Source organism: Kitasatospora sp. NPDC041988, from assembly GCF_055588525.1.
Genome location: NZ_JBVJCO010000013.1, coordinates 38,329 through 59,140, shown reverse-complemented (window position 1 = coordinate 59,140; position 20,812 = coordinate 38,329). Strand labels below are relative to the sequence as shown.

Here is a 20,812-nt window from a genome sequence, read left to right as displayed (position 1 = left end):
GGCAGCCCCCCCCCCCCCCCCCCCCCCTCCCCCCCCCCCCCCCCTCCCCCCCCCCCCCCCCCCCCCCCCCCCCCCCCCCCCCCCCCCCCCCCCCCGGTGGGGTGGTGGAGAGGGGTGAACCAGCCGTGTGGGTGGGCTAGTTGTTGTTGGTGTCCCACTTCTGCTCGCCGTTGCGGGGGTCCTCGTGGCGGCGGATGTCCTGCTCGTGGACCTGCCGGAACACCGGGCCGATCTCGCCGGCGCTCTGCACGGCCAGCTGGATGTGGGAGTAGACCTCGTTCAGGGCGTCGGCCACCGGGGACTCCAGCGGGAACTCCTGGTCGGCCTTCTCGGCCAGGATCTTGAAGACGTTCGCGATCGACTGGAGGGCGTCGGGGATCTCCTCGCACATCGCGAGGACCTGCATCATCCCGTCGGGGTCGAAGCTGTGGGCCATGGCCTCCATCTCGGCGGCGACCTCGGCGAAGCTGAACGTTGCGGTGGCGTTCACGGGCCCTCCCGGGGCTGAAGTGGTGCTGCTGTCCGTCGAGTTGTGGTTGCGCGGGGCGCGCGGCACGGTGTCCGCGACCGCCCCGGCGTCGGCCTCGGCGGCGGGTTCGAGGTCCTCGGCCGCGGCGAGGTCGGCGTCCAGGGCGGTGGCGATCGCCTGGTCCCGGGCGTCGCGGTCGGCGCGGGCGGTCGCGGTGAGGCGGGCGAACAGGCGCCGGCCCGGGTACATCAGCCAGGGCAGGTTCAGGTACCGGCCGATCGGGGTGGTGACGGCGCCGAGCAGGCCGACCGCGCCGGCCAGCAGCGCGGCCCCCGCGTACCGGGCCCAGTACCGCCAGGCCGAGCGACGCAGCCTCTTGCGCGCCGCCCGGGCGACCGTTCCCTTGCGCATGGCCACCCGACGCTCCCGCACCCGCTGATCCGCCCGGCCGTCCCGCGCGGCCCGGCGCGCCTGGCGCCGTTCCTCGCGGGCCTGCCGCTTCGCCGCCCGAACGGCCTCACGCCCGGTCCGGGCAGCCGGAACCGATCCGGCGGCGCCCGGGCGGCCGGGCCGGGACGCCTCCCGGGCGGCGGCCCTGGCGGCGCGTTTGTGGGCGCGGGTGGCCTCTTTCGCCGTGCGGCGGGCGTCGGCGACGCTACGGCGGGCTGCCCCGTCCTGCACCCGCTTCTCGCGGGCGGTCGGCGCGGCAGCGGCACGCTCGGCGCGCGCGGAACGGACCTGAGCGGCCCGAACCGCCGCCCTCGAACCCACACCCCGCCCGACGCCAACCGCCGCCCTCGAACCCACACCCCGCCCGACGCCAACCGCCGACCGCAGGCCCTGCCTGACAGCACCGGAAGCCGAACCCGCGGTACCGGTGCCCGCTCCGGCCACCGGGCGGCCGCCCCGGGCATGGGCACTGCTGGCCGGGGTGGCCCGGGACGCCGAAGCGGCAGTCCTACCCGCCCCACCCGGCCCGGCGGCCCGGTCCCGAGCACCGGCTGCACCGGGCCCGGAGGCCTGGTTCCGGCTGCCGAGCGGCACCCGGGCGCCGCCGCCGGTGGTGCCGGACGCGCGGAAGAGGCCACCCTGCGCCGGCCTGTTCGCGGTGGCGCCGGTGCGGTTCGCGCTCTGCCCGGCCGGGCGCTTGTTCGTGTTGCGGCGGTTGCGGGCCCGCAGCGCGGCGGCGCCGGTCACGGCCGTCGCACCGCCGGCCAGCAGCGCCAGCACCACCGGCCCGCCCGCCAGCACAGCGGCGGACACGGCACCGACGGCGGTGTTGCCGGTGGCCACCGCGAGCGGGACCGCGGGCAGGCCGCCCCGGGTGTGGGCCAGGCGCGGCCCCTTGCGCCGCCCGGCCGCACCCGGCGCCACCTGCTCCACCACCTGCTCCACGACCTGCTCGCGGGCCGGGGCAGTGGGTGGCCGGATCGGAGCGTCAGCAATCGTCCCGGCCTGCACCGGGGCGAGGGTGTCGGACATGATGGGCCCTCCGTTCTCTGCGGAGTCGGAAAGGCCCGGGACGGCCGCACAGCTTGCCGGCGGACGGCCGTCCCGGGCCGTTGCTGTCGGAGGCTCAGGCGCCCGTGACGGCGGCGGTCAGCTCGACGGAGCGGCACTCGCCCGCGTGCTGGTTGGCCTTCCGGCGGGCGGTGTTGGGGAAGTCGCCGTCGCCGGCGTAGCCGCAGCCCAGGCACGTGTACTTCAGCCAGCCCGGGGTGGTGTCGGGCCGGAGGGCGACGCGGGCGCCGTTCAGGGTCAGGAACACGGCGACGGTGCCGGCGGGCAGCGCGGCCCGGGTCGCGGCGGGGATGGTGTCGGACATCGGGATCGGGTCCTTTCAGGCGGAGGCGATGACGGCGGCGCAGGTCTCGAAGGCGTGGTGCCAGGCCTGGTCGAGGCAGTAGGACCCGTTCATGCCGTGATCGGCGAGGCGGGCGAAGTTGCCGATCCCGACCGCGTCGGCCAGCGCGCGCAGGGGCTCGCGCCGGTCGGCGACGTAGTGGGTGACGGCGGACAGAGCCAGCGCCGTGGCCACCGGGCCCGGCCGCAGCCGCACCCCCAACACACGGGCACCGGCCACCAGGACCAGGCCCTGGGTGGCGGTGTAGGTGGCGACATGGGCGGCACAGGCGCGGCGCCCAGCTGCGCTGGACTGCCCCTGATTGTGGTCGTGCTGGCCCTTGGCGGCGGCCTGGTGGTCGGTCTGAACCCAGTGGTCCGCCACGTCCGCCGCCGCCCGCAGCAGGGCATAGACGGCGGCGAAGCGGGCAGCGCGGGAGCTCATCACGGTGGATCTCCCCTTTGGTCAGGAGTGGTTGGTGGAGAGGTCGACGGCGTCGTCTCAGGAGGGGGTCAGGCAGCGAGGGCGGTGCTGTCGGCGCACGGCAGGCAGATGCCGAGGTGCGTGGGGAGCACGTAGCCGGCGTCCCGGCCGCAGTCGGGGCAGGTCCGCCGGGCGGCGTTGGCCTTGGCGAGGGCGGCGGCCATCGCCGGGGTCATGGGCCGGACGGGCTTGGCGAGGGTGAGCCGATAGAGGTAGGCAGCCCGCACGCCATTGGTGCGGCGGGAGCGCCAGAGGATCTGTCCGGCGACGGGCTGTCCGCCGGGTCGCAGGCCGCGGGCGCGGAGTTGGCGGCGGGTGAGGTAGCCGACCGGGGCCATCCGCCAGGGGTAGGTGGGGGTGCCGCCGTGCCGGTCACCGGTCGGGTCCCAGAATCGCGGGCGTCCCATGGCTACTCGCCGGTGTCGTCGGACGTCGGGATCTCGGCCAGCGAGAGCAGCACCACCCGGACGCCCTCGTACTCGCCGACCGCGCGCAGCCATACGTTCTGGTGGCAGCGCTCGAAGTCGATGCCCGTCGGCTCCATGTCGAGGGTCTCGCGCCAGTGCTCGAACCGGCCGATGGAGTCGCGGAACACCAGGCGCACGCCCCAGCACTGTTCACCCGCGCCAGTCCAGTACTCGCGCAGCTCGAACGCGGGCTGCGGCATGTGCTCGTGGGTGGCCAGCAGCATCAGCACCGCGTACGCGGCGTCTTCCCGGCTGGTCACGAGGCCTTCTCCTCGCCGGAGTCGGGCAGGGTGTAGAAGCCGACGACCTCGATCGGGACGCCGTTGTGGATGCCGTGGGCAGACAGCCACTGGGTGCTGTTGCACTCGCCGTGGTCGCTGGTGGCGGGGTCCAGATCCAGGGCCTCGCGCCACTGCTCGAACGCGGTGAGGCCGCGGTGCAGCGACAGCTTTACGCCCCACGTGCCGAAGGGGACGTCAGAGAAGGAGAGGAAGCGGTGCAGCTCGGGCGAGGCCTCGGGCAGGTCGGTGTGGGCGCTGAGGATGGCCAGCAGGGCGCCGGCGGCGCCGATCTGGGTGTTGGTCTGCATGGCGGGTCCTTCCTGGTCAGGCCGCGAGGGCCTGCGGGTGGTAGCCGGACGCGATGAGGTCGGCGGCGTCGGCGCGGCGCTGGGAGGCGGTGGCGAGAGAGACGCCGAGCGCGGTGGCGATGGTCTGCAGGTCGACGGCATCCGGATTGCCGGCGCCGTCGGCGAGGATCATGCGGGCGACCTTGCGGGTGGCGCGGGCGGACGGGGTCAGCTTCGCCTCGTCCTCCATTTCGAGCGCACGCAGCTCGACTTCAGCCGCGCGGGCATGCGCTTCAGCAGCACGACGGCGAGCAGCCGCGGCTACCTCCTGCTCGTCCGCCTCGGCCCGCTCGGCGGCGGCCGTGTCGCGGTCGGCTTCGGCCACGCGGCGGCGGGCTTCAGCGGCGGCCTCTTCCATTTCAGCCGCAGCGCGGGCCGTTTCAGCGGTGCGCAGACGCGCCTGCTCGACGGCCTCCTGCTCGGCGATCCGGGTCTGCTCGATGGCGGTCGCCTCGTGGTCGGTTTCGGCGGCACGGAGCCGCGTTTCAGCGGCGGCCTGCTCCGTTTCAGCGGCGGCCTGTTCGGTTTCGGCGGCGAGGCGGCGGGCCTCGGCGGCTTCCTGCTCGGCGGTGGCGGCGGCCATCACGGTCTCGGCCTGGTCGAGCCGTTCGGCGGCCTCGGCCTCCCGGCCAGCGGCGACGGTGCGGGCGTGGGCGTGGGCCTTGGCGGTCGCGGTCTCGGCGCTGATGTCGTACCCGGCGGCCTCGACCTGTCCCTGTACCCGCAGGTGAGAGATCCGTGCGGCGGCCTCCCTGGCCTCGGCGCGGGCGGCGACGTCGGCATCGAACGCCTCCTTGCGGTCGGCCCGCAGCCGGGCCCGCTCCTCGGCCTGCGCCGGCAGGGCCAGCGCCTCCTCCACGGACAGCCCGAAGCGGGCCATGGTGAGCGGAAGGCGGGCGTCAGCAGGCGCGTTGCGCCAGTCGCCGTCGTTGTCGCGCTCCAGCATCACGCGGTAGACGACGCCCTCGCGCTCCAGCTCGACCGCGCGGTCGTAGGAGGGAATGCCGTACAGGCGGATCTTGCGGTACATGCGCCAGGACGGCAGCGGGGCGAGGAGCCACCGGTGCAGCGGCACCCCGGCCGACTGGTGACCTGCCTCGATCAGGGTGATCCGGATGACCAGGCGCCGCCCGGCCTCGACCGCCGCGACGAACATGATCGGGATCACGGCGTGCATCGCCGTGCCGGTCGGATCCTTCAGCAGGGGACCGGCGGACGCGGCGTTGAAGTAGATCGTGGCGGCAGTGAAACCGTGGGCCAGCAGCCGGAGCACGGGCCACGGGGTGCCCTTGCGGATCAGGTGCAGGTCCATGGCCAACAGGGCCACGATCCCGGCGTCCACGCCGATCGGGAACGCGTAGCTGAAGTCCCCGAAGCTGTGCCTGAAACCCAGGTCCTTCAGCGCACTGTAGGAGCCGGAGAAACCGATGCCGGCGAGCGTCGCACCGCCGACTGCGGCCAAGGCCGTGAGCACCCGCAGCAGCGCCCCCGACCCCGCCGACAGTGTGGCCGAAGCAGTGGGCCGGGCGGTTGAAGCGACGGCGGCCGGAGTCGAAACGGCCGTCGGCGAAGCCATCGTTGTCACCGCGCACCCCCGGCGGCCTCACCCGTGCGGGAGCGGGTCATCCGGCGCAGGAGCTTGCGGCGCTCGTCGGCGGTCAGGCCGCCGAAGACGCCATACGGCTCCCGACGCTCCAGCGCGTCGGCCAGGCACAGGGACAGCACCGGGCATCCGGCGCAGAACATCCGGGCGCGGCGCTCGGCCCACTCGACGGCCTCCGGGCTCAGCTCCTCGGAGTCCGGGAAGAACAGGTTGCTGTCCGCCCCGGCGCAGGCGGCGCCGCGCAGGTCGCTGCCAGCGTCCGGGGTGTACTCGGCCAGCACAGTGACCGCCGGCCGGGCGGTCAGGTGCGGGGCGATGGTGCCCTTGAGGCGGCGCATCAGGCGGCCACCTTCCAGGTCCGGGCCCTGCTCCGCTCGGCGGTACGCATCAGCGTGGAGGCGAAGCGCGCGGCCGGCGGGTCGAGGTCCCGCAGGATGTCCTGCGCGGCATCGATCCGCGCCAACTGCTCCAGCGGCGACTCGCCCTCGGGGCCGATGAACAGCTCGGCGTCGATGCCGATGCCGAGGGCGAGTTCCGCGAACTCGGCGAGTGTCATGGCCTGCTGGCCTGCGACAATCAGTTTCATGGGTCGTGTGTCCTTCGGTAGGGACGGCCCTGAGCGGCTCCGGTGTTACAGCACCGGGGCCGCAGCCGTGAGGGGGATCGGTGCTCGACGAGCAGCCGCGGAACCCGGCGCACCCCCAGCCTCCTCGCAGGGCGGCCGGTGCGCGTCGGGAGCCGTGATCGCTGGTGGAGCGACCAGAGACGGTGGGCCCCGCCCGCTTTTCAGCGGCGGGGCCGGGTATGGGTTCGGGCCTGGCTCATGACGCAGGCTCCCTTCGGTGAAGCCCGTGCGAGGGGCTGGTGAGTGGGTGCCCGTCCTACGGGCGTCAGGTCTTTCGGGCCTGGTCCGGTGCTTCTCTCTGCTCAGCACCAGCAGGACGGCGCACCCCGTGCGGGCGGTGCTGCGTGGCTCGCTGCCGTCGACGACGTCACCCGGTCGTCTCGGGGGCGGTCTGTCTCATCCCGCCACATGCTTTGGGACTCCGCTGTCCTTCCCCACACCCCGCAAGGGGTGGCATGCCACTGCGTAGGGGGAGGGCTTCGTTCATCACGGCGGTTCACTTTCGGCCCCTCGGCCTAGATGCCTACCGCGACCGCCGCCCTCGCGTCGGTCCCGCACGATCACTGTTCAGTTCTCAAGGAACCGCGCCCCCTTCGGGACGCGTTTGCGCAGCTCAGGGCAGCCCAAAGAAGGCCCCCAAGAGCTGGTGTTGATCGCAGTCGGCTCGCATTTCTGCGGAGCCGCCCTGCTGCGACAAGCCTGTTCCGACGCAGCGCGTCAGACCAATGACGGCTCGTCATATGAGGCTTTTCGCCGAGGCGTTGCCCTCACAACAAACATGGTGCACCTAGTGTCCTAAGTTGGCAAGTGCTTCGCCGCGCCTCACCCGAACGCGGGCTGCGGCACACTGGTGTACTAGGTGCGACACGTTGACTGGAGGATCACTGGTGACCGAGTTTCGAGGCCAGCCGGCCTATCTCCAGCTAGCCGATGACCTGCGGAAACGCATCCGAAGCGGTGAGCTGGCTGCGGGCTCTGCGCTGCCGTCGACACAGGAGCTGATCGATGGCTTCGGCGTGTCGAGCACTGTTGTGAAGAACGCCGTCTCCTTGCTCCGCACCGAGGGCTATGTGATCGGACATCAGGGAAAGGGCGTCTTCGCCCAGTTCCCGCCGCGTCTTGCCGGGCACTCGCCCGGGGCGGCCGACTGGGCGGTGCCGGTACTGCAAGCGGCGCAAGCAGTTGAGCAGGCCCTGCGCGAGTGCCTGGCTGGCGCCGGAGGTGAGGGCGGAAACGCCGAAGCGGCCCTTCAGCGCTGGCGGGAGGCGTTTGACGTGCTCCCGGACAGCGTGAAGGACCGCTTGGCGGAGTAGGTCAGCGACCGGCTCGGCTGGTCGCCGACCAGCCGTCCCGGATCAAGTCGTGGAGCCCAGACCGCTCGGGCTTCCACGCCAATTCGGTTGTGATCCGGGATAGGTCGGCGACGAGCCGCGGCGGCTCCGGCTGCGGCGGCCGGTGAACCACGGGCACGGGCTGACCGGTCACCTGCTCCACGGCGTTTACGATCTCCGCCATGCTCGCCGGAGTCGCGCCCACGTTGTAGGCCCGGTACGCGGCGTCGACGGGGGCGTTGAGGGCGAGGACGTACGCGCGCGCGAGATCGTCCACGTGGACGAAGTCACGGATTGCGCTTCCGTCGCCGTTCATCTCCAGGTGCGGGTGGGGGGGGGGCGCCACGGCGAGCGCCTTCGGGATGATCCGGGACTCGTCGCCGTCCCCGATCCCGCTCACGGATCCCGAGATGTTGAAGCACCGCAGGCTCACCGCCCGTATGGCGCCGCTCTCGCCCCGCTGCCGGATCAGTTCGTCTGCGGCGAGCTTCGACACGCCGTACGGGTTGCTTGGAGCGGGCACGACGTCCTCGCCGATGGGCTGATGCTCCGGCGCCCCATAGATCGCGGCCGTCGACCCGAGGACCACCACGGGGCTGTCTGTGGCTGTCCGGCCGGGCAGGCCATCCAGCAGGGCCGCGGTGCCGTTGACGTTCACGTCGTGGTACTCGTCCGGCTTCTCGAACGACTCACGTACCCGGGTGAGCGCTGCCAAGTGGCAGACGGCGTGGACACCCTCCACGGCCGCTGCAACGGCTTCGCCGTCACGGATGTCGCCGTGGACCACCGTGGCCACCGGCAGCTCGGGAAGCGGCGTTCCCGGTGGCCGATGGGTCAGGGCGACCACCTCGTGGCCCGCTTCGGCAAGCCGTCGGACGACGGCGTTGCCGACGAAGCCAAAGGCGCCCGTCACGAGTACGCGCACGGCGTTTCCTCTCAGTCCAGGATGAGCCCGCGGTGCTGCCATGCCAGGTCAAGGCATGCGGCGGCCGCGGATGCGAGCGGTTCATTGTCCAGCAGGTGGCGAATGTTGGCCTCAGTGAACTCGACTCCGGCGGTGCCGTTCCCGCCAGCAATGACGTTGCCCTCGGTGTTGCGGGACACCATGCCGGCGAACACGGAGTCGTAGACGTCGGCATCGATGACCACGGCGCTCAGGATCTCGCCCGCCAGCGTGAGCGGGTCGAGCCCGATACCGAAGCAGTACGGCCGGACCTTGCCCTCGCGCCGGGCTTGGTTGAGTGTGCGGAACGGCTCCAGCCCGTCGTAGTCGATGGGCTCACCGCTACTGCCATCGGCCTCGGGGTCGCCCAGGAACTCCTCCGCGTACTCCCTGAGGACGTTGCGCCACAGGTTGAAGTCGTTGGACTGGTCCCACGGCATGACCGAGGACGGCTGAAAGACCCCGGCAGGCATGATGTGGTACGTCCCACCTGCGAGCGCCACGTTGCTCGCCGCTCGGTGGTGCAACGGGAACGAGGCCGTCCCGTCCGGAGCCAGCCGGATGGTCAACGTGTCGATGGACGGCAATAGCGGCCGACGGCCGAGGTCGAACGGGTCGCCGACCAGTTCCCGGAACGGGAGCGACGGCCAGTCCGGTGCGTCGATCCACGCGGGATCGCTGCCGGTCGCCAGCCACGCACCCGCCAGTTCGTGTGCCACACCCTCGCAGACGTCCGCCATGTCGAAGTAGGTCGTGTAGCCGAAGGACAGCTTGGGGCGGCCGTCGACCTGGGCGACGTCGAGCAGCCGGAAGCTCGGCCGGTTCACGAACAGCGACGGCCGGTCGACCATCCGGATCGCCTGCGAGTACCGGGCGAAGCGCCCACCGTTCGGAGCGAGCGGCCGGACCCTCTCGGACTCCGGCTCTGCACCCACGATCTCCGGCGGTGCGGTCTGAGTCAGCCAGGTGAGATCGATGTCCCCGAAGTCCAACGGCGTCGGCCACATCCACCCGGCTGTGGTGAGCACCGGGCTGTTCCCGGCCCGGTCCACGTCTGGGTAGAGCCGGGCGGCGGCCCTGGTCAGTTCGCTCCGGTGACGGTTCAGATCCCGGCGGGTCATCCGCCAGTGCCGCTGTTCCTCGACGGCATCCTGCGGACCTACCACTCCGCCAGTGCTGGCCGGCGCGGCGACGGCAACGGCCGCCTCGGCCGCCGGGAGCAGTCCCAACTCGTCCTCGGGAAGCCCCAACGCCTGGGCCAGTCGGCGAAGTTCGTCCATGTCCCGGATCACACGCTTTCCGCGCTCCAGCAGGGACACGTACGACTGGTCGTAGCCGAGCAAGTCGGCCAAGTCCTGCTGCTTCAGCTTGTGCAGCGCACGGTACGCCTTCAGCACGTCAGCGAGGTTGGATCCGTCCGGCGGCGCGGTGCGCTCGGGCGCGCTGGGGAGCCAACTGACCGACTCGACCGCCGAGGGGACCGGCGCCACCAGGCCAGCGGGGCCGATCGTACGGCGGCACGGGCTGCACACGGTGTCGGTGTTGGTGCGGCTCAGCCGGGCACCACAGCGCGCACAGGGGGCGGGGACCTTAGCAGTGATGGTCATGGGGCATCTGTCCCTTCAGGGGATCGACCGATCATCTAGATGAACCGTCTGCGCTGTGGCAGACGGAGCCCGCGCCAGGAGCATTCAACTGCACTGGCGCGCCGTCGGTGAGGAGTTTGATGAGGTGGCCGACCAGGCGGCCTCTACCCCAGAGCGGCTGGCCACACAGCGGCCCCGTTCCTCTGGAGAAATCCTGGAGAAGATCTCGGCTTCGAAGCTTCGTAGCACCAACGCAGACCGACACACAGCAACCCTCTGAGCTGCTGCTTTGGCCGACTGGGCAGGTCAGCGATCTTCCAGGGCCTAATTCGGGACGAAGAGGCCGTGGGTTCAAATCCCGCCACCCCGACCCAGTTAAGAGGGCCCATCGGAGAGATCCGGTGGGCCCTCTGACGTTGCGTGCAGCGGCGACGTGCGGCAGCTGGTCGAGATGCCTGTGAGGCCGTCAGCAGCCCTGGGTCTTGGCGTCGCTCGATGTAGGACTTTCGGCCCAGGCAGCGGCATGCGTAGAGCCCCCGCCGTATGAACGGCAGGGGCCCAGCGAGACCTACATGATCTGGATGTGTTCCCGGATGGCCTCGCTGGCCGCGATGTGGCGAGCGAGGGGGTGCCTGCGGCTTCCCACGCGTTGCGCCCGGCGACCAGCTTCCCGAAGTGGGGGTCGAGCAGATTCCGGCGAAGATGCTGTCCTTCTCGGTCAGCGGGTCTTCTCTGGCCGTCGCCAGGCACCTCTCCAAGATGCAGGAGAAGGCGACGTCATCCAGGGCCCCCACGGCGTGCTCGATTGCGTTGTCACGAAAGGCAGCCGGCTCCTCGTCCTCGGCGGCGCCACGCTCGAAGTAGCTTTCCAGGGTTGTCATTCAGGCCCACCGGAGAACCTCCGGCGGGTGGTCAGCGCTTGGGATGAGGGCGGAACCAGCCGGGGCATCGGTGCGTTCCGTCCTACGAAGATCGCCGAGCGGACCAGGAGGCTCCGATGGTGGGGGAACGTCATGGGGATGAGATCTGCGCGTCCATCGATGCCCTGCGGGTCGACCAGTCCTCTGGTCAGCCTGCTCGTCACCAGCCGATCACGCTGCTGTGGGCGATCGGAAGGGCCGCGGCGGGAAAGTCGAGGCTGGTGCCTTGGGTGGACGCGCGAAGGGAACTCCAGCCGCTGCTCAAGCAGTACGGGCGGCCCGACTCGGACCCATCGCCGCAGTACCCGTTCATTGCCCTGAGCCGGTCGGGTCTGTGGGAGCTCGATGGCGCCACTGGCGAGATCCCGATAGCCCGCGGCTCGGGCGGGCTGCGTTGGCTGAAGGCCACCAATCCACGTGGCGGACTCACCCTCCCGTTCTACGACCTCATGGCCTCCGACCCTGTGATCCGGCAGCGGGTAGTCGATCGGCTACTGAGTCGCTTCTTTGATTCGGAGAGGCCCAACGACCTGTTGCGAGACACCTCGTTGGCGGGGCCGGTCTTCGACGGGTTTGGCGAGGTTCCTGGGATCGAGGTAGGCCGTGTCTTCTCGGACCGGAAGGCGGCCCATGCCGCAGGCTTGCACCGGCAAACCCAGGGCGGCATCTGCGGCACCAAAGATCGCGGGGCTGAGTCCATCGTCGTATCGGGCGGTTACGAGGACGATGAAGACTTCGGCAGCGTCATCATCTACACCGGACAAGGTGGTCGTGATCCGAATACCGGCCAGCAGGTCAGCGATCAGGAGCTTACCCTCGGAAACGCCGCGCTGGTCACTAGCCTGACCACGGGTGCCCCCGTCCGTGTGGTGCGGGGGGCCGGGGGCGATCCTGACCACTCACCCAGGGCCGGCTATCGCTACGACGGACTCTTCCGTGTCGACGAATACTGGTCCGACCACGGACAGTCCGGCCATCTCGTGTGGCGGTACCGGCTCGTCCAGCTCGGAGGTGCAGAGAGTCCGAGCGAGCCTGACCGTCCGGCACTTCGGGAGCCTGCGGGGCGCGAGACCCTCACGCGCCTAGAAGCTGTTGTCCAGCGCATCGTTCGCAGTACCGCGGTGGCCAATTACGTCAAGCGGGTGCACGACTACACCTGCCAGGTGTGCGGAACGCGGCTGCTCACACCCACCAACGCCTACGCCGAAGCCGCGCACATTCGTGGGCTTGGGCGCCCCCACAACGGGCCGGATCGTGCCTCCAACGTGCTCTGTCTGTGCCCCAACCACCACACCTTGTTTGACTTCGGCATGCTGAGCATTGCCGACGACTTGACCATCTCCGACCGGGCCACGGGGTCAACCATGGGGCGCTTGCGCGAAGTTCCATCCCATCAAATCGGTCGTGAGTACCTGGCCTACCACCGGGAGCACCACGCCGTCGCTTGGCACGGACCTATCGAAGACTCGGAGCTATAGACGCGGTACCGCGGAGAGGCAGTCGAACTGGTCCGGTGGCTGCGGCCGCCGGACGTCTCTCTGATCGACATCCGGATGGCCGAGGCGATCGGCGCGGCAAACTCCCGGCCGCCATCGGTGGGGATCGTGGGCTGGGTGGGCCGGGCGGGTGGGGGAGCGGGCTGGGGTGTGGTGTTCCGGGGGCGAATAACATAGAGGTCGTTCTTTTTTGTCTGTCGGACCTTGGGAGCCCCCGGTGGCGAGAGCCCAGCAGGACCGAGCCGTACGCACGCGCGAGACGATCCTGCGGGCCGCCGCCCAGGTCTTCGACGAGTACGGATTCAACGGGTCGAGCGTCAGCCGGATCATCTCCCGGGCCGGGACCACGCAGGGGGCGATGTACTTCCACTTCAGGTCCAAGGAGGATCTGGCCAGGGCGGTCATCGACGAGCAGGCGTCGGACCTCGAACTGCCGGAGGAACCGACCGGGTTGGGCCAGCTCGTCGCCCTGAACCTCTATCTGGCCGACGAGTTGCAGGGCAACGTGCTGCTGCGCGCGGGCGTGACGCTCGCCGTCGAGCAGGGGCAGCTCGGGCTGCGCGAGTTCGGCCCGTACGAGATGTGGGCGGACCAGTTCCGCGCCGAGCTGGAGGCCGCCCGGCAGGCGGGCGAGCTGCTGCCCGACGTCGATGTGGCGGAGGTCGCGCAGCTCCTGGTCGCGGCGTACACCGGTTCGCAGATCATGTCCCACCTGCGCAGCAACCGGGCCGACCTGCCGGAGCGGATCGTCCGGCTCTGGTGGTACCTGCTGCCCGGCATCGCCGCCGCGCCCACCGTGGCGTCGCTGCGGGCCACCCTCGCCGCGCACGCGAACGGGGCCTGACCGAGGAACCGCCCCGGGGGCCGCCTACGCCACCAGGGCCGGCTCGGCCGTATCCCGGGCCGCCGCGACGATGCCCGCCAACGCGGCCCGGCTCGCCCCGAGCACCTGCATCTGCTGGTCCAGCGCCTCCAGCCGGCCTTCGAGCACCTCCAGCATGCACGCCGCCACCGTGCCGTCGCCGCTCACGCAGGGCAGCACGTCGCGGATGGCGCTCGTCGACAGGCCCGCCCCCAACAGGGCACGGATCCGGCGGACCACCGCGGGCGCCTCCGCGTCGTACCGGCGGTGCCCGCCGGCCTGCCGGTGGCTCGTCAGCAGCCCCTGCTCCTCGTAGTACCGCAGCAGGCGGATGCTCACCCCGGTCTGGGCGGCCAGCTCCCCGATCCGCATGTGACCCTCCCCACACACCCTTGAATCTCACATCGATGAGAGATCGTACCGTGACGGGCATGACCACTTCGGAGACCATCACCCAGCCCGACCGCCAGTCCTACGCCATCGGTGGTGACTTGACGGTTCGTCGGATCGGCTACGGCACCATGCGCCTCACCGACACCCCGGACATCCCGCCGGCCGAGGCGGTCGTCTGGCGCCCGCCGACCCCGCGCGCAGAGGCCGTCGCCGTGCTGCGCTCGGCCGTCGAGGCCGGCGTGCAGCTGATCGACACCGCCGACTCGTACGCCCTCGGCGGCAGCGAGGAGCTCATCGCCGACGCGCTCCACCCCTACCCGGCGGGCCTGGTCCTCGCGACCAAGGTCGGCGTCACCCGACCGAGCCCGACCGAGTGGGTGCCGCTCGGCCACCCCGCCTACCTGCGCCAGCAGGCCGAGCTCTCGCTGCGACGGCTCCGGGTGGAGCGGATCGACCTGCTCCAGCTGCACCGGATCGACCCGCTGGTGCCGCTCGCCGACCAGATCGGCGCGCTCAAGCAGCTCCAGGACGAGGGCAAGGTGCGGCACATCGGGCTCTCCGAGGTCACCGTGGCCGAGCTGGAGGAGGCGCTGGAGATCGCCCCGATCGCCTCCGTGCAGAACTGGTACAACCTGGCGAACCGCCGGCACGACGAGGTGGTCGACTTCACCGCGGCGCGCGGCATCGCCTTCCTGCCGTTCTTCCCGATCGCCGTCGGCGGCCACGCCGGCGCGGACAGCCCGGTCTCCGAGGTCGCCCGCGAGCTCGGCGCCACCCCGGCCCAGACCGCGCTGGCCTGGCTGCTGCACCGCTCGCCCAACATCCTGCCGATCCCGGGCACGACGTCCGGCAAGCACCTGGTGGAGAATCTGGGCGCGTTGGCGGTCGGCCTGACGGACGAGCAGTACGCCAGGCTCGACGGCGTCGCGTACGAGGCCGGGACCGCGTCGGACGGGTGACCGGCCCAGGCCGGTGCCGCCTCGGATCGGCGCCTCCTCAGAACAGCGCCGGGAGGTCCGTCCGGGAGGCGATCCCGAGCTTGGGGTAGGCCTTGTAGAGGTGGTGGCCGACGGTGCGGGGGCTGAGGAAGAGCTGTGCGGCGATGTCGCGGTTGGTGAGGCCCTGGGCGGCGAGTCGGGCGATCTGGAGCTCCTGTGGAGTGAGCGCCGTGAGCGCGCCCGCGGGGGCGTCGGCCGGGGCGGGGGCGCTGGTGCCGGTGGCGGTGAGTTCGGTGCGGGCGCGGTCGGCCCAGGGGCGGGCGCCGAGGAGTTCGAAGGTCTCCAGGGCGGCGCGCAGGTGCGGGCGGGCGTCGGTGCGGCGGCGTTCGCGGCGCAGCCACTCGCCGTAGAGGAGCGCGGTGCGGGCCTGCTCGAACGGGCGGTGGGTGCCGTCGTGCAGGTCGAGGGCGGCGCGGTAGGCGGATTCGGCGAGTTCGTCCGGGCCGAGCAGGGCCTGGCAGCGCAGTCGTAGCGCCTCGGCCCACGGCACGGCGGCGGCATGGGCCCAGCGGGCGAACCGCTCGTACGGGTCGGCGGCGCGCTCGGGGGTGCCGAGGCGGACGGCGGCTTCGACCAGGTCGGGGACGGCCCGGGTGCCGCTGACGTGGTGCCGGTAGGGGCCGGTGGTGAGGGCCTGGAGCCGGTCGGCTGCGTCGCCGGCCCGGCCGTGGCCCAGGTCGAGCAGGGCGAGCGCCCACTGGGTCCACGGTTCGCCGGGGGCGGGGGCGGCGGTGCCCGCCGTGCTGCCGGCCGACGCACTGCCCGCCGAGGTGCTGCGGGCCGACGTGCTGCGGGCCGACGTAGCCGTGGTCAGCGCCGTCGCCGTCCGTGCCGTCGCGGTGAGCGTCACGGTCTGCTCGACGTCGCCGGCGAGCGCGGCCAGGCAGGCGAGCAGAGCGCTGAGCTGGCTGACCCACTGGTGCTGCCCGGTGTCGCGGGCGAGGGCGAGCGCCTCGGTGGCGGTGACCTCGGCGTCGCGGTGGCGGCCGTGGAACAGCTCGGCCTCGGCGAGGAAGAACTGGAGCGTGGGCAGCACGCCGACGGCGCCCTTGGCGCGGGCCTCGGCGACGAGTTCGACGGCGAGTTCGACGGTTTCGGCGTCCCGGCCGAGGATCAGCGTCGCGCCGCAGAGCTGGACCAGGTCGCTCGGGGTCTCGGCGCCCGCCCGGCGGGCCGCCGCCGCGGTGTCCCGGGCCGCGGGCAGTGGCCCGGCGGGGCGGCCGAGGGCGGGCAGGACGGCGGCGGGCAGGTGCCGGGCCAGCGGAGTGAGCGGGTCGTCCTCCGGCAGTTCGGCCAGGACGGCGGCGAGCCGGTCGAGGACGGCGACGACCGACTCCTCGCCCGCGTACCAGGCGGCGTGGAAGGCCTGGAGCAGCATCCGGGCGGCGTGCGGCGGCTCGATGCCGGTGCCTGCGGCGTCCAGCAGTAGGCGGTAGGCGGTGGGGTAGGAGCCGCGCCAGAAGTGCGCGGTGGCCCGGACGTGGTCGAGCAGGGCGTGCGCGAAGACGTTGTCGGTCCGGGCGCCGGCCCGTTCGGCGAGCGCCTCGGCTTGGTCCAACTTGCCTTCCTCGGTGGCGGCTTCGGCGGCCAGGACGAGGCGGCGGGTGGCACCGTCGCGGTCGGGGGTGAGGCGGGCGGCGCGCTCGTACGCGGCGGCGGCGCCACCGTGGCCGCCGCGGGCCTCGGCTCGGACGGCGGTGCGTTCCAGCGCGTCGGCGAGTTCGGCGTCGGGTCCGGTGGCGGCGAGGGCCAGGTGCCAGGTCCGGCGGTCGCCGTCGTCCAGCGCCCCACCGATGGCCCGATGGACCGTCAGTCTCTGTTGCAGTGGCGCGCGTTGCAGGATGGCGGCGCGCAGCAGCGGGTGCCGGAAGGCGAGCCGGCGCTCCGCGTCCACGGCCACCAGGCCCGACTCCTCGGCGGGGGCGAGGTGTTCGGCGGTCGCGCCGAGGGCGGCCGCGGCCGCGAGGACGACGTCGAGGTCGCCGTTCTCCTCGGCGGCGGCGACCAGCAGCAGGCACTGGGTGGCCGGCGGCAGGACGGTGACCTGGCCGTGGAAGGCGATCTGCAGGCGGGTGGTGAGTGGCAGCGCACCGGGGGCGGAGCCGGCGGCCTCTTCGGCGGCGGCAGGCAGTTCGGTGAGAGCCAGCGGGTTGCCGGCGGCCTCGGCGAGCAGTCGGCGGCGGACTCCGCCCGTAAGCTCCAAGGTCACTCGGGTGTCCAGGAGTTGGGCGGCCGCCGGCTCGGCGAGGCCGGCGAGCCGGAGTTCGGGCAGGCCCGCGAGCGGCAGCTCACCCCCGGGGCCCGACGCACCCCCGGGGCCCGCCGCGCCCGCGGCACTCCCCGCCGCACCCGCGTCGCGGACGGCGAGCAGCAGGGCGACACCCTCCGCCTGGAGCCGGCGGGCGGCGAGCAGCAGCGCGTCCAGCGAGGCCCGGTCCAGCCACTGCACGTCGTCCACGATGCACAACAATGGTTGGTCGGCGGCCAGTTCGGCGAGCAGTCCGAGGGTGGCGAGCCCGGTGAGCAACCGGTCGCCGGGCGCACCGGCGGGCGTACCGGCAGACGTACCGGCGGGCGCCACGTCGTCGCTCAGGCCGAACGCGCCCTCCAGGGAGCGCCGTTGCGGCCCGGGCAGCACGGAGAGCCGGTCCAGGCCGGGCGCGAGCAGCAGACTCAGCCCGGCGAACGGGAGTTCGGCCTCGTACTCGACGCCCGTGGCCCGGACCACCCGGAACGCGTCGCCGGCCGCTGCCGCCGCGTACTCCAGCAGCGCGGTCTTGCCGATGCCCGGCTCGCCGCGCAGCACCAGCACCCCGCTGCGGCCGTCCCGCGCCCCGTCGAGCAGCGCGTCGACGACGGCCTGCTCCTGTTCCCGCCCGTAGAGCATCCCCATCCCCCGACCCTACTGGCGCGACCTACCTACGCCCCTGCCCGTCCCTGTACCTATCCGTGACAGATTCGCCCGCCGCTCGCCGTCCGTACCTTCATGACCAGCGGGAACGGCCCGCCGAACAGCCAAGCGAAACACGGGAGAAGACCATGACCGACGTCCGGCAGACCACCGTCCAGGCGACCGACCTCCAGCAGCTCGCCGAGCGCTACCTCGCCGCCTGGAACGAGACCGACCCGGCCGCCCGCCGCAAGCTGATCGACCAGGCGTGGGCCGAGGACGGCAGCTACACCGACCCGCTGGCCGCGGTCACCGGCCGGGACGGCGTGGACGCCCTGCTCGGCGAGGCCCAGGCGCAGTTCCCCGGCCTGGAGTTCACCCTCGGGGCGGTCGACGCGCACCACAACATCGCCCGCTTCACCTGGAACCTCGGGCCGGCCGGGGAGGAGCCGCTGGTGATCGGCTTCGACGTCCTGGTGGCGGGCCCGGACGGCCGGATCGCCTCGGTGTTCGGCTTCCTGGACCGCGTCCCGGGCGCCTGAGCCACCGCCGGGCAGCCGCGCCCCACCGCCCGCACCCCGCACGAACGAGCCCCGAGCCGCGCACCCCGCACGACCGAACCCGGCCCGGACCGGTCCGGACCGGACCGGACCGGACCGGCCGCAGAGCCGGACCGGCCGCCGGACCACCGAGCCGCACGGGCGGGCCCGAACCCCGGGCCCGCCCCGCCGCCCCCGTGAGGAGCACCCGAGATGAGCACCGCCCTGCCCACCCGTACGGCCGCCCCGAAGGCCCGGCAGGCCCCCACCGGGACGGGACCCTCCACCCGGGGCCTGCTGCCGGTCGTCCTGACCGCCACCTTCATGACCGCCCTCGACATCTTCGTCGTCAACGTCGCCGTCCCGTCCGTCCAGGCCGACCTGCGTGCCGGGCCCGCGGCCGTCCAGTGGGTGATCGCCGGCTTCAGCCTGGCGCTCGCGGCCGGCCTGATCACGGCGGGCCGGCTGGGCGACCGCTACGGCCGGCGCCGGGTGTTCGCCCTCGGCCTGGCCCTGTTCACGCTCGCCTCGGCCGGCTGCGGCCTGGCCCCGACGGCGGCCGCCCTGGTCGGCGCCCGGGTCGCCCAGGGCCTGGCGGCGGCATTGATGGGCCCGCAGGTGCTGGCGATCCTGCGGACGGCGTTCAGCGGCGCGGCGCAGGCCCGGGCGTTCGCGATGTACGGGCTGACGATGGGCGTCGGCGCGGTGTTCGGCCAGCTGATCGGCGGGGTGCTGATCAGGGCGGACCTCTTCGGGCTGGACTGGCGCAGCTGCTTCCTGATCAACCTGCCCATCGGCCTGGCCGCCCTCGCGATGGTCCGCCGCTGCCTGCCGGAGTCCCGCGCGCCGCAGCGTCCCGGCCTGGACCCGGTGGGCGTGCTGCTGGTCACCGTCGCGCTGACCGGCCTGGTGCTGCCGCTGATCCAGGGCCGCGAGCAGGGCTGGCCGCTCTGGACCTGGCTCTGCCTGGGCGGCTCCGTCGCGCTGCTCGCCGCCTTCGCCGTGCAACAGCACCGCTCGCGCGCCACCGGCTCGCCGCTGGTCGACACCCGGCTGTTCCTGACCCGCTCGTTCGCCGCCGGGCTGCTCGCCCAGCTCGCCTTCTGGCTCGGCCAGTCGTCGTTCTTCCTGGTGCTCGCCCTGTACCTGCAGCCTGGCCGGGGCCTGGACGCGCTGGGTGCGGGCCTGGTCTTCACCGCGATCGGCGTCGGCTACCTGCTCACCTCGACCATGGCGCACCGCGTCGCCGCCCGCCTCGGCCGCCAGGCGGTCGCGCTCGGCGGGCTGCTGATGGCGGCCGGGCTGGGCCTGCTCGGCCTCGCCGTGTACGCCGCCGGGACGACCGGCAGCGTCTGGTGGCTGGCGCCGGGCCTGTTCGTGGACGGTCTCGGCATGGGTCTGGTGATCGCTCCGGTGACCTCCGTGGTGCTGGCCGGGGTGGAGCCGCAACTGGCCGGCTCGGCGGCGGGGGTGGTGGCCACCGTCCAGCAGGTCGCGGGCTCGCTCGGGATCGCGCTGATCGGCATCGTCTACTACGGCGCCGCCGACCCGGCCGCCGGCTTCGGCCGGAGCGTCGCGGTGCTGGCGGTGCTGGAGCTGCTGCTGGCGGGGCTGGTGCAGCTGCTGCCCCGCCGGACGGGCTGAGGGCCGGCCGGGCGAGACTGCGGCACGGTCGGACGGGCTGTGCGCGGCCGGGCGAGACTGCGGCACGGGTCGAACAGACCGAGGGCCGGCCGGGCGAGGCCACGGCACGACAGGGCGGGTGGGCCTCCGGGGCCCACCCGCCCGTTCCGTTCCCTCCCCCCGATCGGGTTGGATGGGTGGATGAGCGAGGAGAAGAGCGCCGTACCGGCGTGGGAGCAGCGGTTCAGGGCGGCCCGGGTTTCCCTGCCGGACTGGGCGGAGGACGCCCCCGACCGGGCGCTGTACGTGTCCAACGCGACCGGCACCTACGAGGTGTACGCCTGGGACCGCGGCGACGACACCCACCGACGGGTGACCGACCGGCCGAACGGCACCACCGACGCCGAGCTGTCCCCCGACGGCGCCTGGGTCTGGTGGTTCGACGACAACGACGGTGACGAGTTCGGCATCTGGCGCCGCCAGCCCTTCGCCGGCCGGCCCGACGGCGCGGACGGCCCCGACGAGGAGGCCGTGCCGGGTCTGGCCGCCTCCTACTCGGCGGGTCTGGCCCTCGGCCGGGACGGCACGGTGGTGGTCGGCCGCTCCACCGACGAGCACGGCACCACCCTGCACCTGCGCCGCCCGGGTGCGGCGGAGGCGGTGGAGATCTACCGGCACGAGGAGTACGGCGGCGTCGGCGACCTCAGCTACGACAGCACGCTGCTCGCCATCGACCACACCGAGCACGGCGACGCGATGCACTCGGCGATCCGGATCGTCCGGCTCGCGGACGGCGCGACCGTCGCCGAGCTGGATGAGGTCACCGGCCGCGACGAGCCGCGCGGGGTGGCCTGCCTCGGCTTCGCCCCGGTCGAGGGTGACACCCGGCTGCTGGTCGCCCACCAGCGCACCGGCCGCTGGGAGCCGATGATCTGGGACGTCGCCACCGGTGCCGAGACCGCGCTGTCGCTCCGCGACGAGCAGGGCCGCGAGCTGCCCGGCGACGTCTCCGCGGGGGGGGGGGGGGGGGGGGGGGGGGGGGGGGGTGGGGAGGGGGGAGGGGGGGGGGGGGGAGGGGGGGGGGGGGGGGTGGGGGGGGGGGCGGAGACAAGG

At 72.9% G+C, this 20,812-nt stretch carries 19 protein-coding genes and 1 pseudogene; 7 read left to right on the top strand and 13 right to left on the bottom strand.

The window, feature by feature from the left end; all coding sequences use genetic code 11:
• Window positions 1–136: 136 nt before the first annotated feature.
• The 9 genes from ACZ6NC_RS15545 to ACZ6NC_RS15505 all read right to left on the bottom strand — a co-directional run bounded on the left by ACZ6NC_RS15545 (window position 137) and on the right by ACZ6NC_RS15505 (window position 6,079).
• Window positions 137–1,951: a hypothetical protein gene (locus ACZ6NC_RS15545; RefSeq protein ID WP_465732870.1), complete on the bottom strand. Its 1,815-nt coding sequence runs from the start codon at window positions 1,949–1,951 to the stop codon at window positions 137–139.
• Between the two features lie 94 nt (window positions 1,952–2,045).
• Window positions 2,046–2,294 (bottom strand): hypothetical protein, encoded by a 249-nt coding sequence (locus ACZ6NC_RS15540; protein ID WP_465732868.1) that lies wholly within the window; start codon window positions 2,292–2,294, stop codon window positions 2,046–2,048.
• 15 nt (window positions 2,295–2,309) lie between these two features.
• The gene (locus ACZ6NC_RS15535; RefSeq protein WP_465732866.1) at window positions 2,310–2,756 is read right to left on the bottom strand and encodes a hypothetical protein; all 447 of its coding nucleotides are present in this window, start codon (window positions 2,754–2,756) and stop codon (window positions 2,310–2,312) included.
• Window positions 2,757–2,824: 68 nt separating this feature from the next.
• Complete coding sequence (locus ACZ6NC_RS15530; RefSeq protein WP_465732864.1) at window positions 2,825–3,202, bottom strand: RRQRL motif-containing zinc-binding protein; 378 nt, start codon at window positions 3,200–3,202, stop codon at window positions 2,825–2,827.
• A 2-nt stretch (window positions 3,203–3,204) separates the two neighbouring features.
• Window positions 3,205–3,522, bottom strand: a complete 318-nt coding sequence (locus ACZ6NC_RS15525) for a hypothetical protein (RefSeq protein ID WP_465732862.1) — start codon at window positions 3,520–3,522, stop codon at window positions 3,205–3,207.
• Window positions 3,519–3,851, bottom strand: a complete 333-nt coding sequence (locus ACZ6NC_RS15520; protein WP_465732860.1) for a hypothetical protein — start codon at window positions 3,849–3,851, stop codon at window positions 3,519–3,521. Before ACZ6NC_RS15520 ends, ACZ6NC_RS15525 begins: the two co-directional genes overlap by 4 nt.
• A gap of 16 nt (window positions 3,852–3,867) precedes the next feature.
• Window positions 3,868–5,352 carry a DUF2637 domain-containing protein gene (locus ACZ6NC_RS15515; protein WP_465732858.1) on the bottom strand — a complete coding sequence of 495 codons (1,485 nt, stop codon included), beginning with the start codon at window positions 5,350–5,352 and terminating at the stop codon, window positions 3,868–3,870.
• Between the two features lie 119 nt (window positions 5,353–5,471).
• Window positions 5,472–5,831, bottom strand: a complete 360-nt coding sequence (locus ACZ6NC_RS15510) for a WhiB family transcriptional regulator (RefSeq protein WP_465732856.1) — start codon at window positions 5,829–5,831, stop codon at window positions 5,472–5,474.
• On the bottom strand, window positions 5,831–6,079 hold the full coding sequence (locus ACZ6NC_RS15505; protein WP_465732854.1) for a hypothetical protein: 249 nt from the start codon (window positions 6,077–6,079) through the stop codon (window positions 5,831–5,833). The genes ACZ6NC_RS15510 and ACZ6NC_RS15505 overlap by 1 nt, the downstream gene beginning before the upstream one ends.
• Window positions 6,080–7,005: 926 nt before the next feature.
• Here ACZ6NC_RS15505 and ACZ6NC_RS15500 point away from each other — a divergent pair.
• Window positions 7,006–7,431, top strand: a complete 426-nt coding sequence (locus ACZ6NC_RS15500) for a winged helix-turn-helix domain-containing protein (protein WP_465732852.1) — start codon at window positions 7,006–7,008, stop codon at window positions 7,429–7,431.
• Window position 7,432: 1 nt separating this feature from the next.
• On the opposite strand, the gene ACZ6NC_RS15495 is transcribed toward ACZ6NC_RS15500, so the two are convergent.
• Together ACZ6NC_RS15495 and ACZ6NC_RS15490 are read right to left on the bottom strand one after the other, a co-directional pair.
• Window positions 7,433–8,374, bottom strand: coding sequence for an NAD-dependent epimerase/dehydratase family protein (locus tag ACZ6NC_RS15495; RefSeq protein WP_465732850.1), 942 nt, complete (start codon window positions 8,372–8,374; stop codon window positions 7,433–7,435).
• A gap of 11 nt (window positions 8,375–8,385) precedes the next feature.
• Window positions 8,386–9,999: a helix-turn-helix domain-containing protein gene (locus tag ACZ6NC_RS15490; protein ID WP_465732848.1), complete on the bottom strand. Its 1,614-nt coding sequence runs from the start codon at window positions 9,997–9,999 to the stop codon at window positions 8,386–8,388.
• A 976-nt stretch (window positions 10,000–10,975) separates the two neighbouring features.
• Here ACZ6NC_RS15490 and ACZ6NC_RS15485 point away from each other — a divergent pair.
• Window positions 10,976–12,376 (top strand): YDG/SRA domain-containing protein, encoded by a 1,401-nt coding sequence (locus ACZ6NC_RS15485; protein WP_465732846.1) that lies wholly within the window; start codon window positions 10,976–10,978, stop codon window positions 12,374–12,376.
• 235 nt (window positions 12,377–12,611) lie between these two features.
• Window positions 12,612–13,238 (top strand): ScbR family autoregulator-binding transcription factor, encoded by a 627-nt coding sequence (locus ACZ6NC_RS15480; protein WP_465732844.1) that lies wholly within the window; start codon window positions 12,612–12,614, stop codon window positions 13,236–13,238.
• A 24-nt stretch (window positions 13,239–13,262) separates the two neighbouring features.
• Here the strand turns inward: ACZ6NC_RS15480 and ACZ6NC_RS15475 are convergent, their stop codons facing one another.
• Complete coding sequence (locus ACZ6NC_RS15475) at window positions 13,263–13,628, bottom strand: MerR family transcriptional regulator (RefSeq protein ID WP_465732842.1); 366 nt, start codon at window positions 13,626–13,628, stop codon at window positions 13,263–13,265.
• A 59-nt stretch (window positions 13,629–13,687) separates the two neighbouring features.
• Between ACZ6NC_RS15475 and ACZ6NC_RS15470 the strand changes: the two genes are divergently transcribed.
• Complete coding sequence (locus tag ACZ6NC_RS15470) at window positions 13,688–14,608, top strand: aldo/keto reductase (RefSeq protein ID WP_465732840.1); 921 nt, start codon at window positions 13,688–13,690, stop codon at window positions 14,606–14,608.
• A gap of 37 nt (window positions 14,609–14,645) precedes the next feature.
• Here ACZ6NC_RS15470 and ACZ6NC_RS15465 read toward each other — a convergent pair whose 3' ends face one another.
• Window positions 14,646–17,540 (bottom strand): helix-turn-helix transcriptional regulator, encoded by a 2,895-nt coding sequence (locus ACZ6NC_RS15465; RefSeq protein ID WP_465732838.1) that lies wholly within the window; start codon window positions 17,538–17,540, stop codon window positions 14,646–14,648.
• 146 nt (window positions 17,541–17,686) lie between these two features.
• Between ACZ6NC_RS15465 and ACZ6NC_RS15460 the strand changes: the two genes are divergently transcribed.
• From ACZ6NC_RS15460 to ACZ6NC_RS15450, 3 genes and pseudogenes are all read left to right on the top strand, one after another.
• Window positions 17,687–18,079, top strand: a complete 393-nt coding sequence (locus tag ACZ6NC_RS15460; RefSeq protein WP_465732836.1) for a nuclear transport factor 2 family protein — start codon at window positions 17,687–17,689, stop codon at window positions 18,077–18,079.
• A gap of 210 nt (window positions 18,080–18,289) precedes the next feature.
• Window positions 18,290–19,720, top strand: coding sequence for an MFS transporter (locus ACZ6NC_RS15455; protein ID WP_465732834.1), 1,431 nt, complete (start codon window positions 18,290–18,292; stop codon window positions 19,718–19,720).
• Between the two features lie 180 nt (window positions 19,721–19,900).
• Window positions 19,901–20,812: pseudogene (locus tag ACZ6NC_RS15450) on the top strand (TolB-like translocation protein); the annotation flags it as partial.